This window comes from Microbacterium sp. MMO-10, from assembly GCF_037148715.1.
Taxonomy (GTDB): Bacteria; Actinomycetota; Actinomycetes; order Actinomycetales; family Microbacteriaceae; genus Microbacterium.
Window position 1 is genome coordinate 594,263 of sequence record NZ_JBBCSV010000003.1, and the last position, 13,513, is coordinate 607,775.

A 13,513-nucleotide genomic window follows, 5' to 3' on the forward strand; every position below is an offset into this window, starting at 1 on the left:
GTCCGGGCGCGATCGGGATCGGGGGATGCTGGATCGCGCCCGGCAACTTTTCCATGAAGAACCGCAGGGAGACCTGCACAGCGCACCGACCGGTGCAGACCGATGAAGGAGTCGAAATTGGCCGATATCACCCGTGACGTGCTCATCGTGGGAGCGGGCGCCGCAGGCACCACCGCCGCGAACGAACTGCGCAAGGCGGGTCTGTCGGTCGTGGTGCTGGAGGCCCGCGACCGGGTCGGCGGCCGGCTCTGGACCGACGTCATCGACGGCGCCATGCTCGAGATCGGCGGCCAGTGGGTCTCTCCCGACCAGGATGCGCTGATCGAGACGATCGACGAGCTGGGACTGGAGACGTTCAGCCGCTACCGCGAGGGCGACAGCGTCTACGTCGGCCCCGACGGCACGCTGCACCGCTTCACCGGCGAGATGTTCCCGGTCTCCGCCGAGACCGAGGCGGTCATCGCCGAGATCACCGAGCGCCTCGACGCCATGGTCGCCGAGATCGACCCGGACCGCCCGTACGCGCACCCGAAGGCGGCCGAGTGGGACTCCGTCACCTGGGACGCGTGGCTGCGCCAGCAGACCGATGACGACGAGGCCGTGCGCAACCTCGCGTTCGCGACCGGATCCGCGATGCTCACCAAGCCGACGCACGCGTTCTCGCTGCTGCAGTCGCTGCTCATGGCGGCGTCCGCCGGGTCGTACTCGCACCTCGTCGACGCGGACTTCATCCTCGACAAGCGCGTGATCGGCGGCCTGCAGCAGGTTCCGCTGCTGCTCGCCGAGCGTCTCGGCGACGACGTGCTCCTCAACCAGCCCGTGCGCTCGCTGGAGTGGGACGAGAGCGGCGTCACGGCGACGACCGACTCGCTCACCGTCCGCGCCCGTCACGCGGTCCTCGCGCTCGCCCCCGTGCTGTACGACCGGATCTCGTTCGTGCCGCCGCTGCCGCGCCGTCAGCACCAGATGCACCAGCACCTCTCGATGGGCTTCGTCATCAAGGTGCACGCCGTCTACGACCGTCCGTTCTGGCGCGAGCAGGGCCTGTCCGGCACCGCGTTCAGCCCCTACGAGCTCTCGCACGAGGCGTACGACAACACCAACCACGGCGACGAGCGCGGCACCCTGGTGGGCTTCGTCAGCGACCAGAACGCCGACGACCTCTTCGAGCTCTCCGCCGAGGAGCGCAAGGAGCGGATCCTGGAGTCGCTCTCGCACTACTACGGTCCCGAGGCGAAGAACCCCGTCGTCTACTACGAGAGCGACTGGGGCACCGAGGAGTGGACCCGCGGCGCGTACGCGGCGAGCTTCGACATGGGCGGCCTGCACCGCTACGGGAAGGACCTCCGCTCCGCGGTCGGCCCGATCCACTTCGCCTGCTCCGACATGGCCGGCGCCGGCTACCAGCACGTCGACGGCGCGATCCGCATGGGCCGCCTCGCGGCGGCGCAGATCCTCGAGGCGGACCGCGGCGAGGACGGCGCCGACGCCCGCGCGGCCGAGGTCGCCTCCGTCGGAGCGGCTGAGGGCTGATGACCACCTCCATCGTCGTCGGCTACACGGCGACGGAGACCGGTGCCGACGCGCTGGCGCTGGGCGTGCGTCTCGCCCGCGCCACGCGGCGGCACCTGCATGTGCTCATCGTCGTGCCCGGCGGCGGCGACAGCGCGCCGGATCATGAGAGCCCCATCCACGGACAGGCGAAGCAGTGGCTCGACGCCGCGGCCGCGATGATCCCGGCCGACGTCGCGCACACCGCGCACGCCCGCGAGAACGACTCCTTCGCGGAGGGGCTCGTGCTCGCCGGCGAGCAGCTCGACGCGGCGCTCATCGTCGTGGGCGCCGCCAACGGCGCCACGATCGGGCTGCACCGGATGGGCAGCGTCGCGCAGGCGCTGCTGCACTCCTCGCCCATCCCGGTCGCGCTCGCTCCGGCGGGCTTCGCGCACAGCGCCGACGTGCAGGCGCCGATCCCGCGGATCACGGCGGCGATCGGCAACCGCCCCGGCGCCGACGCGCTGCTGGAGGCGGCCGTGGGACTGTCCGCCGCGACCGCGGCGACCCTGCGGCTGGTCTCGCTCGTCGCCTTCGACGTGCCCCGCGGGTTCGACCCGCAGGCCATCCGGCTGGTGAGCGGCGCCCACGGAGAGGACGTGCTCGCCCGGGCCGAGATGGAGCTGCCGGCCGGTGTCCGCGCCGAACTCGAGCGGGCGCCGGGCGACACCGTGGAGGAGGCCGTCGCGCGGCTGGAATGGCTGCCCGGGGAGCTGATCCTCGTCGGATCCAGCCGGCTCGCGCAGCCGCGGCGGCTGTTCCTCGGATCGACCGCGGCCAAGATGCTCGACGTCATCCCGGTGCCGATGATCGTCGTTCCGCGCACACGTCTGGACGACAGCGCAGACTCTGGATCCTGATCGGATCCGCACCACCCGATTGCATGAGAATCGAAGCATCTGACAAGGAGGATCGCATGACCGATCTGGAGAAGACCCTGCTGGAGAGCGTCCCCACGGGGCTCTACATCGCCGGTGAGTGGATCGCCGCAGAGGGCGACAAGACCTTCGACGTGCGCGACCCCGCCACGAACGACGTGGTGCGCACGATCGCCGACGCCTCGCCCGCCGACGGCATGAAGGCGCTCGACGCGGCGGTCGCCGCGCAGGACGCATGGGCGGCCACGCCGCCGCGCACCCGCAGCGACATCCTCCGCCGCGCGTTCGACCTGGTGCAGGCGCACAAGGAGGACCTGGCGCTGCTCATGACCGTCGAGATGGGCAAGCCGCTGGCCGAGGCCCGTGGCGAGGTCGGCTACGGCGGCGAGTTCCTGCGCTGGTTCAGCGAGGAGGCCGTGCGCATCTCCGGCCGCTACGGCCTGAACCCCGAGGGCACCGGCCGCATGGTCGTGTCGCAGCGCCCCGTGGGCCCGTCGTTCTTCGTCACGCCGTGGAACTTCCCGTTCGCGATGGCGACCCGCAAGATCGCGCCCGCGCTCGCCGCCGGCTGCACCGTGGTCATCAAGCCCCCGGCACTGACCCCGCTCACCACGATGTACTTCGTGAAGCTGCTCGAGGAGGCGGGTCTGCCCGCCGGCGTCGTGAACGTCGTGCAGACGTCGCGCTCGTCCGCGCTGTCGGCCCCGATCATCGCCGACCCGCGGCTGCGCAAACTGTCCTTCACCGGGTCCACCGAGGTCGGCCGCAAGCTCATCGCCCAGGCGGCGGAGGGCGTGCTGCGCGTGTCGATGGAGCTCGGCGGCAACGCCCCGTTCGTCGTCTTCGAGGACGCGGATCTGGACAAGGCCGTCGAGGGCGCGCTCGCCGCGAAGTTCCGCAACATCGGCCAGGCCTGCACCGCCGCCAACCGCTTCATCGTGCACCGGGACGTGGCAGACGAGTTCGCCCGCCGCATCACCGAGCGCGTGAACGCGATGAAGATCGGCCGCGGCACCGAGGAGGGCGTGACCATCGGCCCGCTCATCGACGACGACGCGGTCGCCAAGGCCGCCGAGCTCGTCGGCGACGCCGTGGAGCGCGGCGCGACGCTGCTCTCCGGCGGCAAGGCGCTCGACGGCGTCGGATCCTTCTACGAGCCGACCGTGCTCGCGAACGTGCAGGCCGGCAGCGAGATCCTCCGCGAGGAGATCTTCGGCCCGGTTCTCGCGATCGCCACGTTCTCGGACGAGGCGGAGGCCGTGCGCCTCGCGAACGACACCGAGTACGGCCTGGTCTCCTACGTGTTCACGCAGGACCTCGCGCGCGGACACCGGATGATCGACGCGCTCGAGACGGGCATGATGGGTCTGAACGTGGGCGTGGTCTCCAACGCGGCGGCCCCCTTCGGCGGCGTCAAGCAGTCCGGCGTCGGCCGCGAGGGCGGCTTCGAGGGCATCCACGAGTACCTGTCGACCAAGTACACGCTGATCCCGGTCGACTGAACGACTCCCGCGGCGGGCTCGGGTTCGGGGATCCCTCGATCCCGAGCCCGCCGAGAACTCCCACAATGATGTGACACCGAAAGGATCGACATGACCGATTACGCCGTCGTCAACCCGGCAACGGGCGAGACCGTCGCCACCTACGACACCTTCACCGATGCGCAGATCGAGGACGCGGTCGCCCGCGCGCACGCCGCCGCAGCGGTCTGGGGGCGCACGTCCGTCGCCGATCGGGCGGCCGTGATCCGCCGCATCGCCGAGGGCCATCGCGCCCACCGCGACGAGCTCGCCGCGATCATCACGCGCGAGATGGGAAAGCCCCTCGCCGCGGCCGTCGGCGAGGTGGACTTCGCCGCCGACATCATCGAGTTCTACGCGGACAACGCCGAGAAGATCAACGCCGACCAGCCCCTGGACATCCTGGGCGACGGCACCGCGGTCATCCGCAAGGCCCCGCTGGGTGTGCTCTTCGGCATCATGCCGTGGAACTTCCCGGCCTATCAGGTCGCGCGGTTCGCGGGTCCGAACCTCGCGGTCGGCAACACGATCGTGCTGAAGCACTCCGAGCAGTGCCCGGAGTCGTCGGCCCTGCTCGAGAAGATCTACGAGGAGGCCGGGCTCCCCGACGGCGGCTACGTCAACGTGTACGCGTCGATCGAGCAGGCGGCCACCATCGTCGCCGACCCCCGCGTGCAGGGCGTGTCCGTGACCGGATCCGAGCGCGCCGGTGCGGCCGTGGCGGAGAACGCCGGTCGCAACCTGAAGAAGGTCGCGCTCGAGCTCGGCGGCTCGGACCCGTTCATCCTGCTCTCCACGGACGATCTGGACGCGACCGTGCAGGCCGCCGTCGACGCGCGTCTGGACAACAACGGCCAGGCCTGCAACGGCGCCAAGCGTTTCATCGTCGTCGACGGCCTCTACGACGCGTTCGTGGAGAAGGCCGTCGCCGCGCTGTCCGCCGTGACGCCCGGCGACCCGACGCAGGAGGACACCGTGCTGGGCCCGCTCGTCTCCGAGGCGGCCGCGGTCAACCTGCAGAACCAGGTGGACACCGCGGTGGCGCAGGGCGCGACCCTGCTCACCGGCGGCACCCGCGACGGCGCGTTCTACACGCCGACGCTGCTCGCCGACGTCACGCCCGAGATGGACGTGTACCGCCAAGAGCTGTTCGGCCCCGCCGCGGTCGTCTACCGCGTCGCGGACGAGGACGCGGCTGTCGCGCTCGCGAACGACACCTCGTTCGGTCTCGGCTCCTACGTGTTCACGACCGACGACGCCCAGGCGGCGCGGGTGGCGAACGGCATCGAGGCCGGAATGGTCTACGTCAACGTCGTCCTCGCCGACAGCCCCGAACTGCCCTTCGGCGGCGTCAAGCGCAGCGGCACGTCGCGCGAGCTCGGTCTGCTCGCCGCGGACGAGTTCGTGAACAAGAAGCTCATCCGCGTGGCCTGATCTCGGCCACGGGATCCCTTCCCGCCGCACTCAGCGGGATTCGAGGGCGGGCGTCGCACACCCTGCGACGCCCGCCCTTCGTCTGTCCCCGCCGGGCCGGATCCGGAACCGCGCGATGCGCGGACGGGAGCGAAGGGGTTCCCGAGGCGGTACCTCAGTCCTCGGCGAGACGGCGCACCTCGGCGGCGTCGGCGTCGTGTCCGAGCCCCTGCAGCACGTCGCCGAGCTCGAGCGCGGCGATCTGGCGCAGCGGCGGGATGCCCTCCGCCTGGTCGAGCACCGCGCGGTACGCCGCGACCGCGTCGGCGGGGCGCCCGCCGCCGTGCAGGGCGCGCGCCGCGAGCAGCGCGGAGCCTCCGGCGGACTGCGCGTCCCCGATCGCGGCGAACGCGTCCGAGGCGGTCAGGGCGGCGGCGACGCCCTCGTCCAGGCGCTCGGCGGCCAGCAGCGCCCGGGCCCGCGAGTCGGTGACGTCGGCCACCACCCAGTCGGCGTCGTTGGCCCGGGCGATCGCTTCGACCTCGTCGAAGAGCGCGAACGCCCGGGGGTCGCGCTGCGCGCCATAGGACTGACCGAGGTTGTGCAGCACCTCCACCAGGGCAGCGGGCGCATCCTCCGCGGTGCGGACGATCTGCGCGGCCTCCTCGAGGGTCGACACCGCCTGCTCCGGCTCCTCGTACTGGGCGAGGATCTGCGCCCGGCTCATCAGGGCCAGGGCCTGATCGGCCGGGTTCTCCGCTTCGCCGAACAGCTCTGCCGCGTAGCCGAACACGCCGTAGGCCTGGCCGGCCTCGTCGGCGGCGCGGAACGCCCGGGCCAGCATGAGGGCGGTCATCGCGCGGCTACCCGCGGGGACGTCGGCGCGCTCCTCGAGCTGCAGCACCTCGCCGAACAGCTCCGCCGCCTCGTCCGCGGCGCCGGTGTTCAGCATCGCGCGGGCGACGCGGTACTTCGCCCCGGCGACGTCCCCGCCGGTCTGCTCGAGCATCCGCGCCCCGACCCGATACCGGGCGAGGGCCTGCTCAGGCTCATCGGCGTCCTCCCAGAGGGCGCCCGCGAGCATCTGCGCTCCGGCGAGCGAGCCGCGACCGCCCAGCTCGGCGAGGATCCGGCTCGTCTCATCGGCGTCGGCGGCGCCCTCGGCGAAGTCGCCCCGTCCGCCGCGGATCCGCGCGCGCAGTTCGAGGGCGCGCGCCCGCACGCCGCGCGGCGCGTCCGAGTCGGCGAGCAGCCGCTCGATCCGGGCGTGCCCCTCCTCGGCACGGTCGCCGCGCAGCAGCGCCATGATCGCGGCGAAGTCCGCGCCGTAGCCCATCCGGGCGTCCTGAGCCTCGACGAAGAGCGCACCGGCCTGCTCGGCGAGTGCGAGGGCGGCGCCGGGGTCGTCGTCCACGAGACCGAAGGCGATCGTGAGCGCGATGTCGCCGCGGGTCTCGGCCGGCAGGGCGTCCGCGGGCTCGGCCGACGCCGTCAGGAGGGCGGCGAGCGCCGCCGTGTCCTCGGGGGTCGCCGTACCGAACAGTGCCAGCCCGAACCGCTCCTCGAGATCGGCCTGGGCGTCTCGGCCGGCGGCCCGCAGCGAGCGGATCCGATCCGGCAGCAGCGCCGCGGCCTCGTCGAGGCGCTCCAGGTTGACCAGGGCCGCGAGGCGCTGGCCCGTCAGCACCGCCCGGCGCTGCGGATCCACGGCGTCGATCACGTGCGGCAGGGTGTCCAGCATCTCGGCGGCCGCGCCGTAGCCGGAGACGTCGAGCGCGCGACGGTACCAGCCGTCCACGTCGAGGGGTGTCTCGTCGGGAGCCGGCGCGGTGAACACGTCGCTGCGGATGGGCACGTCGTAGCGCTCGGCGGCGCGGCGCTTCGCGGTCTGCAGGCGCCGGGCGTGGTTGTCGGTGCCGTCGCGCTCGTCGAATCGCGCGCCCAGGCGCTCGGCGGCGACCCAGGCGACGGGGGCCAGCTCCGCGGCCGTCCAGGCCGTCTCGCGGGCGCCGAAGAACGGCGCGAGCTCGGTCGCGTCCGCGCCGCGCACCGGGGTGGATCCGTGTCCGGCGTCGACCACGGCATCGAGCGTGGTGGCGACCGCGATGAGCATGCCGAAGTGCCCCTGGGAGTTGAGGGCGTCGTGGGCGAGCCACGGCAGGTGACGCTCGACGAGGGCGAGAGCGCGCGCCTCGTTGCCCGTCAGCGCGCAGAAGCGGATGCTGTTCGCGACCGCCCCGAGCAGGTCGGGATTGTCCTTGGCGAGACGGTAGCTGCGCAGATGGGCGGCCTTCGCCTCGTCCCCGCGTCCCAGGCGCAGGTAGGGCAGCAGCGCCAGCGAGAGCGCGTGCTCGGGCTCCTCGCCGCAGGAGAAGCCGCCCTCCACCATCTCCTCGACGAGACGGATCGCCTCCTCGTCGCGGTCGGTGTCGGCCAGGAAGCCGGCGACCTGGCTCCGGCCGCAGGCGTCGCAGTGGCTGTGCGAGTCGCGCGGAGTGGTCTCCAGCTGCACCCGGAGCCGCTCCGCCTCGTCCAGGCGTCCGGCCGCGTGCGCGTCCTCGAAGCGGGCCATGAGCACGCCGCTGGGACCGAGACCGGCGGCGGCGTAGTGGGCCTCCATGTCCTCGAGCACCGCGGCGATCTGCTCCGGCGCGAACGCGGGCGAGCCGCGCAGCGACGACGCCATCCACTTGAACTGCCACATCAGGTCGGCGGCGCCGTTGTCGATGTCGGCGGGGAACCGGGCGGGGTCGGCGTCGTGGCGGGCGAGGCACCAGGCGAAGGAGCTGAGCATGAGGTCGGTGAGTCCGCCCATGTTCGCCGACGCCGTCTGGCGCATGCGGGCCTGGTACTCGAGCTCCTCGTCGCCGAGCTCCTGGGCGATGCCGACGGCCTCCGCGACCAGCGCCTGCTCGTGCGGACCCCACGGCGTGCGGTCGATCTCCTCGAACAGTCGCTTCAGCTGCTTCTTCTGGCCTGCCATCATCCATCCTCGGGGTCGAGAGCGTCGGGAGCGGGGGAATCGTCGTCGGTGAGGGCGACGGGGAGCGGTGCGGGCGCGACCGGGACGACGCCGGCCGACAGAGCGACGAGATCGGCGAGGGCGCCGGTCATCAGCGCACGGTCGGCGTCGCCCAGCGGGCGGTGCCCGGCGAGCAGCGCCTGGATGTAGAGCAGCTGCACGGTGCGCGCGAACACCGCGTCGTCGCCGACGTCGCGCAGCGCGCGCACCACGCGGTTCGCGCCGTTCAGGCACAGCCGGGCGGCGGCCGCGGGCCCGTCCCCGGGCGAGACCGCATCATCGATCCGATCCAGCACGCCGCCCCACAGGGCGCCCGTGATGCCCTTGGTGCGCGTGCGGTCCAGCCGTCGCAGCACGGCCGGGTCGGCGACGTACAGCGACGGCAGCTCGGGCTGATCGATCATCCGCACCACGACCTGGCAGCCCACCTCGGCGAGCACGGCCGAGGCACGGTCCTCCAGCGCCACGGCCTCGGCGCGGTCGTCGAGCGGCGGGGGATCCAGCCGGTCCAGCTCGCCCACCACGTCGACCCGCTCGACCGAGACGGCCGGGTGCAGCTCGGGCAGGCGCCGGATCAGATCGGCGTCGTAGAGGTACCCGCCGTTCACGAGCACCTGCTCGGGGCGGCTGATGCCGGCCACCTGGCGGAACTCGTCGACGCTCTCGGCGTAGCGGATCCTGTCGAAGCGCTCGACGAGGTCGCCCACCGTCATGGTGCCGTGCGTGGTCTCGACGGTGAGCCAGCGCGTGATGAACCGGGCGAGCTCGTCGTCGTGGCGGATGAGGGACTTCAGCCCCACCTCGTGCACCGCCACGAACTGCGCGAGCCGGTGCGGCTCGCGCAGGCCGAGCTCGAGCACCCAGCGCCGGATCGCGGCGCCCAGCTCGTCCCGGACGCGCGCGAGCGCCTCGTCGTCGACCAGCGACTCGCGACTGGCCGTGGGGTTCAGCCCCGTCGAGTCGACGACGGCGCGGACGAAGAAGGCCCAGTCGGGCAGCACGTCGTCGGCCCGCTCGGACAGGAGCATCCGGCCCAGGTACATGCGCGTCGCCTGCCGAGCGCCGGGCGGGGGAGCGTAGGGCAGGACGTAGGCGACGCCGCGGGTGCCCGTGGCGGCGTCGGTCAGCTCGATCACGTCCAGCGGGGTCGCGCCGAGCAGCTCGCGGCCGTACTGCACGACGGCGACAGGATCCTGCGCCGGCTCGAGGAACGGGGCGGCGTGCGTGAGGGGCGTCGTGCCCCCGCCCGTCTGCAGCAACACGGGGACGGGGAGGAACTCCGCGAAGGTCTCGGCGAGCTCGCGGACGGCGGGGGCGCGGAGCAGGTCGGCGGAGTCGAACCGCGGGACGAGATGCACGCTGGTGCCGATCGGCAGCTCCTCGTCCAGCTCCCGCACCCGGAAGGTCCCGTCCGCGGACCCGATCCACTCGACCGGTGCGCCGCCGCGGGCGCTGCGGGAGCGGATCCGGATCGTGTCGGCGACCATGAAGCAGCTGAGCAGCCCGATGCCGAACTGACCGAGGTAGTCGCTGCGGGGGAGATCGAAGATGTCGCGCTTGGAGCTGCGGCCGACGGTGGCGAGCAGCTCGGCGACCTCGGCGGCGGTGAGTCCGACCCCGTCGTCGACGAGCACGAACTCCTCCGCGGTCCCCGATCCCGTCGACGGGGGCGTGGCGGCGAGCGGCGTGATCCGGATCGTGCCTCCGCGGCCGTCGACCTCGTGCCGCGCGGTGATCGCGTCGCGTGCGTTCTGCAGCAGCTCGCGCAGGTACACGCGCGGGCTCGAATAGATGTGCCGGCTGAGCAGATCGACGACTCCGCGCAGATCCACCTGGAACTGCTGCGCCTCCTCGTGCGCGCCGTCATCCGTCCCCATCGGCCCCCCTCGTCTCCGCCTCGGGCCTGCACCCGCGTTCCGAGCCTAACAACCGCGGCGCCGGGCCCGTCCGCCACGCCCGGGCTGCGCGCGGGACGCGCCCGGTTCGGTCCGTCCGTGCGGATGCCGTACACTGGACGAGCAGTTGTTGTCTGCATTCTTTCGCCGTGCCCCGGGTCTCCCGGAGCGCGGAGGGGATGCGGACAGAGATCTCCGGATCTCTAGGGCGGTAGCTCAATTGGCAGAGCAGCGGTCTCCAAAACCGCAGGTTGCAGGTTCGATTCCTGTCCGCCCTGCGCGTCGGCGCGCAGCCGGCACACGAAAGGTACTCGAGGATGGTTCAGGACGCATCGGGCGCTGTGGTTCCCACGGCGAACGGCGGCGCGGGCCGCGACAAGAAGCTCGGCTTCTTCGGTCGCATCGCGCTGTTCTTCCGTCAGGTGATCGCGGAGCTCCGCAAGGTGGTCACCCCCACGCGCAAGGAGCTCGTCAAGTACACCCTGGTCGTCCTGGGCTTCGTCATCGTGATGATGGCGCTGGTGTACGGCCTCGACATGGCCTTCTCGTGGCTGACGACGCAAGTCTTCGGGGTTCCCGGGAAAACCGCGTGATCCCGCGGCCCGGCGGCGTCTGACCCCGGGCCGAACCTGAAGGAGAGAAGAGCAAGTGTCCGAACGATACTCTGGCGACGACGTCGATTGGGCGACCGCCGCTGAGCAGTCCAGCGAAGACGACGAGGCTCAGGAGGGCGATGTCCTCGCCTCCGAGGAGCGCGCCGTCGAGGCCGCCGAGCGGGTCGCCCTGCACATCGAGGGCGACGACGACGCGGACGCGGACGACGAAGACATCGAATTCGAAGAAGACCCGGAGGCAGACGCGATCGTGAACGACGCTCTCAACCTGGACCAGGCGGCCGAGTCCGAGGCCGCCGCGTCGGTCCTCAACGACTCCGTGGCCGAGGAGGCCGCCGACCGCGAGGCCGCCGCTGCCGACGAGGTCACGCCCTACGACGGCCCCGACGTGAACGGCGAGGAGGACGCCCCCGTCCTCGACCCCGAGGAGGTCGCGGAGATCGATGCGGCCGCCGGCGTCGTGGACGCGGTGGAGTCCGAGCTCGACCCGGCCGACGCCGCAAGCGCCCCGGTCGACGCCGACGAGGACCCGTACGAGTCCTTCCGCATGGACCTGCGGATGCTCCCCGGCAAGTGGTACGTCATCCACTCCTACGCCGGCTTCGAGCGCAAGGTGAAGGCCAACATCGAGCAGCGCAAGTCGACGCTCGAGGTCGAGGACGACATCTACCAGATCGAGGTCCCGATGGAGGACGTCGTCGAGATCAAGAACGGTCAGCGCAAGATGGTCACGCGCGTCCGGATCCCCGGCTACGTGCTCGTGCGCATGGAGCTGAACGAGGACACCTGGTCCGTCGTGCGGCACACGCCCGGCGTCACCGGCTTCGTGGGCAACGCCCACAACCCGACCCCGCTGCGCTTCGAAGAGGCGTTCAACATGCTGAAGTCCCTCGTCGAGGTCAAGGACGTCCCGACCGCCAAGGCCGTCGCGGCCAAGGGCGGCACCGCCGTGGCGCGTCCGCTCACCGCCGAGGTCGACTTCGAGATCGGCGAGACCATCACGATCAAGGAGGGCTCGTTCGCGGGTCTTCCCGGCTCGATCTCCGAGATCAAGCCGGAGAGCGGCAAGCTCACCGTGCTCGTCTCGCTGTTCGAGCGCGAGACCCCGGTCGAGCTGTCGTTCGACCAGGTCACCAAGATGATCTGACGCTTCCCCGGAAGCGCTCGCAGAACGGCCGTCCCTCTCGAGGGACGGCCGTTCTCGCGTTCGCGGGCCGGATCCGTCGCGGGATCCTGCATCCGTCGCGGGATCCTGGCGGTGAGCGGCGGGTGCGGGCGGCCCGGAGACCGCCGTGCGCGGACGCGCCCGGGATCGGGTAGACTTCTATGGTTTGTGCGCCGCTTCGTCGTGCGCGCGGACACCACCGCGTTCCGGAGATGCCGGATCCGCGGGAGAGGGACGCCCCAGGGCGTCTGCTCGAGAAAGGAATCACTATGGCACCGAAGAAGAAGGTGACCGGCCTGATCAAGCTCCAGATCAACGCCGGCGCTGCCAACCCGGCGCCGCCGATCGGCCCCGCGCTCGGTCAGCATGGCGTCAACATCATGGAGTTCTGCAAGGCGTACAACGCCGCGACCGAGTCGCAGCGCGGCAACGTCATCCCCGTGGAGATCACCGTCTACGAGGACCGCAGCTTCACGTTCATCCTGAAGACCCCGCCGGCCGCCGAGCTGATCAAGAAGGCTGCGGGCGTGCAGAAGGGCTCCGCCACTCCGCACACCGTCAAGGTCGCGAAGATCACCGCCGAGCAGGTCCGTCAGATCGCCGAGCAGAAGCAGGCCGACCTGAACGCGAACGACATCGACGCCGCGTCCAAGATCATCGCCGGAACCGCCCGTTCCATGGGCATCACGGTCGAGGGCTGAGGGAGATAACAATGGCTACCAAGTCCAAGGCTTACAACGCTGCTGCCGCGAAGATCGAGGCAGACCGCTTCTACACCCCCGCCGAGGCCGTCGCCCTGGCGAAGGAGACCGGCTCCGCGAAGTTCGACTCGACCGTCGAGGTCGCGCTGAAGCTCTCCGTCGACCCGCGCAAGGCGGACCAGATGGTGCGCGGCACCGTCATCCTCCCGCACGGCACCGGCAAGACCGCCCGCGTCATCGTGTTCGCGACGGGTCCGGCCGCTGAGGCCGCGATCGCCGCGGGTGCGGACGAGGTCGGCGGCGCCGAGCTCATCGAGAAGGTCGCCGGCGGCTGGACCGCGTTCGACGCGGCCGTCTCCACCCCCGAGCTCATGGGCCAGGTCGGCCGTCTCGGCAAGGTGCTGGGTCCGCGTGGCCTGATGCCGAACCCGAAGACCGGCACCGTGACCCCGAACGCGGCCAAGGCCGTCGAGGAGATCAAGGGCGGCAAGATCGAGTTCCGCGTCGACAAGCACGCCAACGTGCACTTCGTCGTCGGCAAGGCGTCGTTCTCGGCCGAGCAGCTCGACGAGAACATGAAGGCCGCGCTCGAGGAGATCGTCCGCCTCAAGCCGTCCAGCTCGAAGGGCCGCTACATCCAGAAGGGCGCCGTGTCGACCACGTTCGGCCCCGGCATCCCGCTGGACGTCAACGCCATCTGAGCCTGAACGCCCAGGCATCGCCTGGCGCTCACTCGCGAAGGCCCGCACCG

Annotated in this window: 10 protein-coding genes and 1 tRNA gene; 9 read left to right on the forward strand and 2 right to left on the reverse strand. The window is 71.6% G+C overall.

The features are described 5' to 3' along the window. The first annotated feature begins 117 nt into the window (after positions 1 to 117). From WFJ17_RS11585 to WFJ17_RS11600, 4 genes are all read left to right on the forward strand, one after another. The gene (locus WFJ17_RS11585) at positions 118 to 1,533 is read left to right on the forward strand and encodes a flavin monoamine oxidase family protein (protein ID WP_251438702.1); all 1,416 of its coding nucleotides are present in this window, start codon (positions 118 to 120) and stop codon (positions 1,531 to 1,533) included. Continuing rightward, positions 1,533 to 2,414, forward strand: coding sequence for a universal stress protein (locus WFJ17_RS11590; protein WP_336648491.1), 882 nt, complete (start codon positions 1,533 to 1,535; stop codon positions 2,412 to 2,414). Before WFJ17_RS11585 ends, WFJ17_RS11590 begins: the two co-directional genes overlap by 1 nt. Positions 2,415 to 2,470: 56 nt before the next feature. Continuing rightward, positions 2,471 to 3,934, forward strand: a complete 1,464-nt coding sequence (locus tag WFJ17_RS11595; protein ID WP_251438700.1) for an NAD-dependent succinate-semialdehyde dehydrogenase — start codon at positions 2,471 to 2,473, stop codon at positions 3,932 to 3,934. Between the two features lie 90 nt (positions 3,935 to 4,024). After that, complete coding sequence (locus WFJ17_RS11600; protein ID WP_292885072.1) at positions 4,025 to 5,386, forward strand: NAD-dependent succinate-semialdehyde dehydrogenase; 1,362 nt, start codon at positions 4,025 to 4,027, stop codon at positions 5,384 to 5,386. Positions 5,387 to 5,540: 154 nt separating this feature from the next. Here the strand turns inward: WFJ17_RS11600 and WFJ17_RS11605 are convergent, their stop codons facing one another. Continuing rightward, complete coding sequence (locus WFJ17_RS11605) at positions 5,541 to 8,348, reverse strand: hypothetical protein (RefSeq protein WP_336648492.1); 2,808 nt, start codon at positions 8,346 to 8,348, stop codon at positions 5,541 to 5,543. Further along, positions 8,348 to 10,264: an HSP90 family protein gene (locus WFJ17_RS11610; RefSeq protein ID WP_251438697.1), complete on the reverse strand. Its 1,917-nt coding sequence runs from the start codon at positions 10,262 to 10,264 to the stop codon at positions 8,348 to 8,350. Before WFJ17_RS11610 ends, WFJ17_RS11605 begins: the two co-directional genes overlap by 1 nt. Before the next feature lie 223 nt (positions 10,265 to 10,487). Between WFJ17_RS11610 and WFJ17_RS11615 the strand changes: the two genes are divergently transcribed. The 5 genes from WFJ17_RS11615 to rplA all read left to right on the forward strand — a co-directional run bounded on the left by WFJ17_RS11615 (position 10,488) and on the right by rplA (position 13,463). Then, positions 10,488 to 10,560 (forward strand) — tRNA-Trp (locus WFJ17_RS11615). Positions 10,561 to 10,599: 39 nt separating this feature from the next. Continuing rightward, positions 10,600 to 10,875, forward strand: coding sequence for a preprotein translocase subunit SecE (gene secE / locus WFJ17_RS11620; RefSeq protein WP_045272112.1), 276 nt, complete (start codon positions 10,600 to 10,602; stop codon positions 10,873 to 10,875). A 55-nt stretch (positions 10,876 to 10,930) separates the two neighbouring features. After that, positions 10,931 to 12,043 carry a transcription termination/antitermination protein NusG gene (nusG, locus tag WFJ17_RS11625; RefSeq protein WP_251438696.1) on the forward strand — a complete coding sequence of 371 codons (1,113 nt, stop codon included), beginning with the start codon at positions 10,931 to 10,933 and terminating at the stop codon, positions 12,041 to 12,043. 287 nt (positions 12,044 to 12,330) lie between these two features. Next, positions 12,331 to 12,762, forward strand: a complete 432-nt coding sequence (gene rplK / locus WFJ17_RS11630) for a 50S ribosomal protein L11 (protein ID WP_045250755.1) — start codon at positions 12,331 to 12,333, stop codon at positions 12,760 to 12,762. 11 nt (positions 12,763 to 12,773) lie between these two features. Further along, positions 12,774 to 13,463: a 50S ribosomal protein L1 gene (rplA, locus tag WFJ17_RS11635; protein ID WP_045250756.1), complete on the forward strand. Its 690-nt coding sequence runs from the start codon at positions 12,774 to 12,776 to the stop codon at positions 13,461 to 13,463. The last annotated feature ends 50 nt before the right edge of the window (positions 13,464 to 13,513 follow it).

Coding starts and splice junctions, on each gene's coding strand:
- rplK (WP_045250755.1), top strand. CDS start 12,331: ATGGCACCGAAGAAGAAGGTGACCGGCCTGATCAAGCTCCAGATCAAC.
- rplA (WP_045250756.1), top strand. CDS start 12,774: ATGGCTACCAAGTCCAAGGCTTACAACGCTGCTGCCGCGAAGATCGAG.
- WFJ17_RS11590 (WP_336648491.1), top strand. CDS start 1,533: ATGACCACCTCCATCGTCGTCGGCTACACGGCGACGGAGACCGGTGCC.
- WFJ17_RS11595 (WP_251438700.1), top strand. CDS start 2,471: ATGACCGATCTGGAGAAGACCCTGCTGGAGAGCGTCCCCACGGGGCTC.
- secE (WP_045272112.1), top strand. CDS start 10,600: ATGGTTCAGGACGCATCGGGCGCTGTGGTTCCCACGGCGAACGGCGGC.
- WFJ17_RS11605 (WP_336648492.1), bottom strand. CDS start 8,348: ATGGCAGGCCAGAAGAAGCAGCTGAAGCGACTGTTCGAGGAGATCGAC.
- WFJ17_RS11610 (WP_251438697.1), bottom strand. CDS start 10,264: ATGGGGACGGATGACGGCGCGCACGAGGAGGCGCAGCAGTTCCAGGTG.
- WFJ17_RS11600 (WP_292885072.1), top strand. CDS start 4,025: ATGACCGATTACGCCGTCGTCAACCCGGCAACGGGCGAGACCGTCGCC.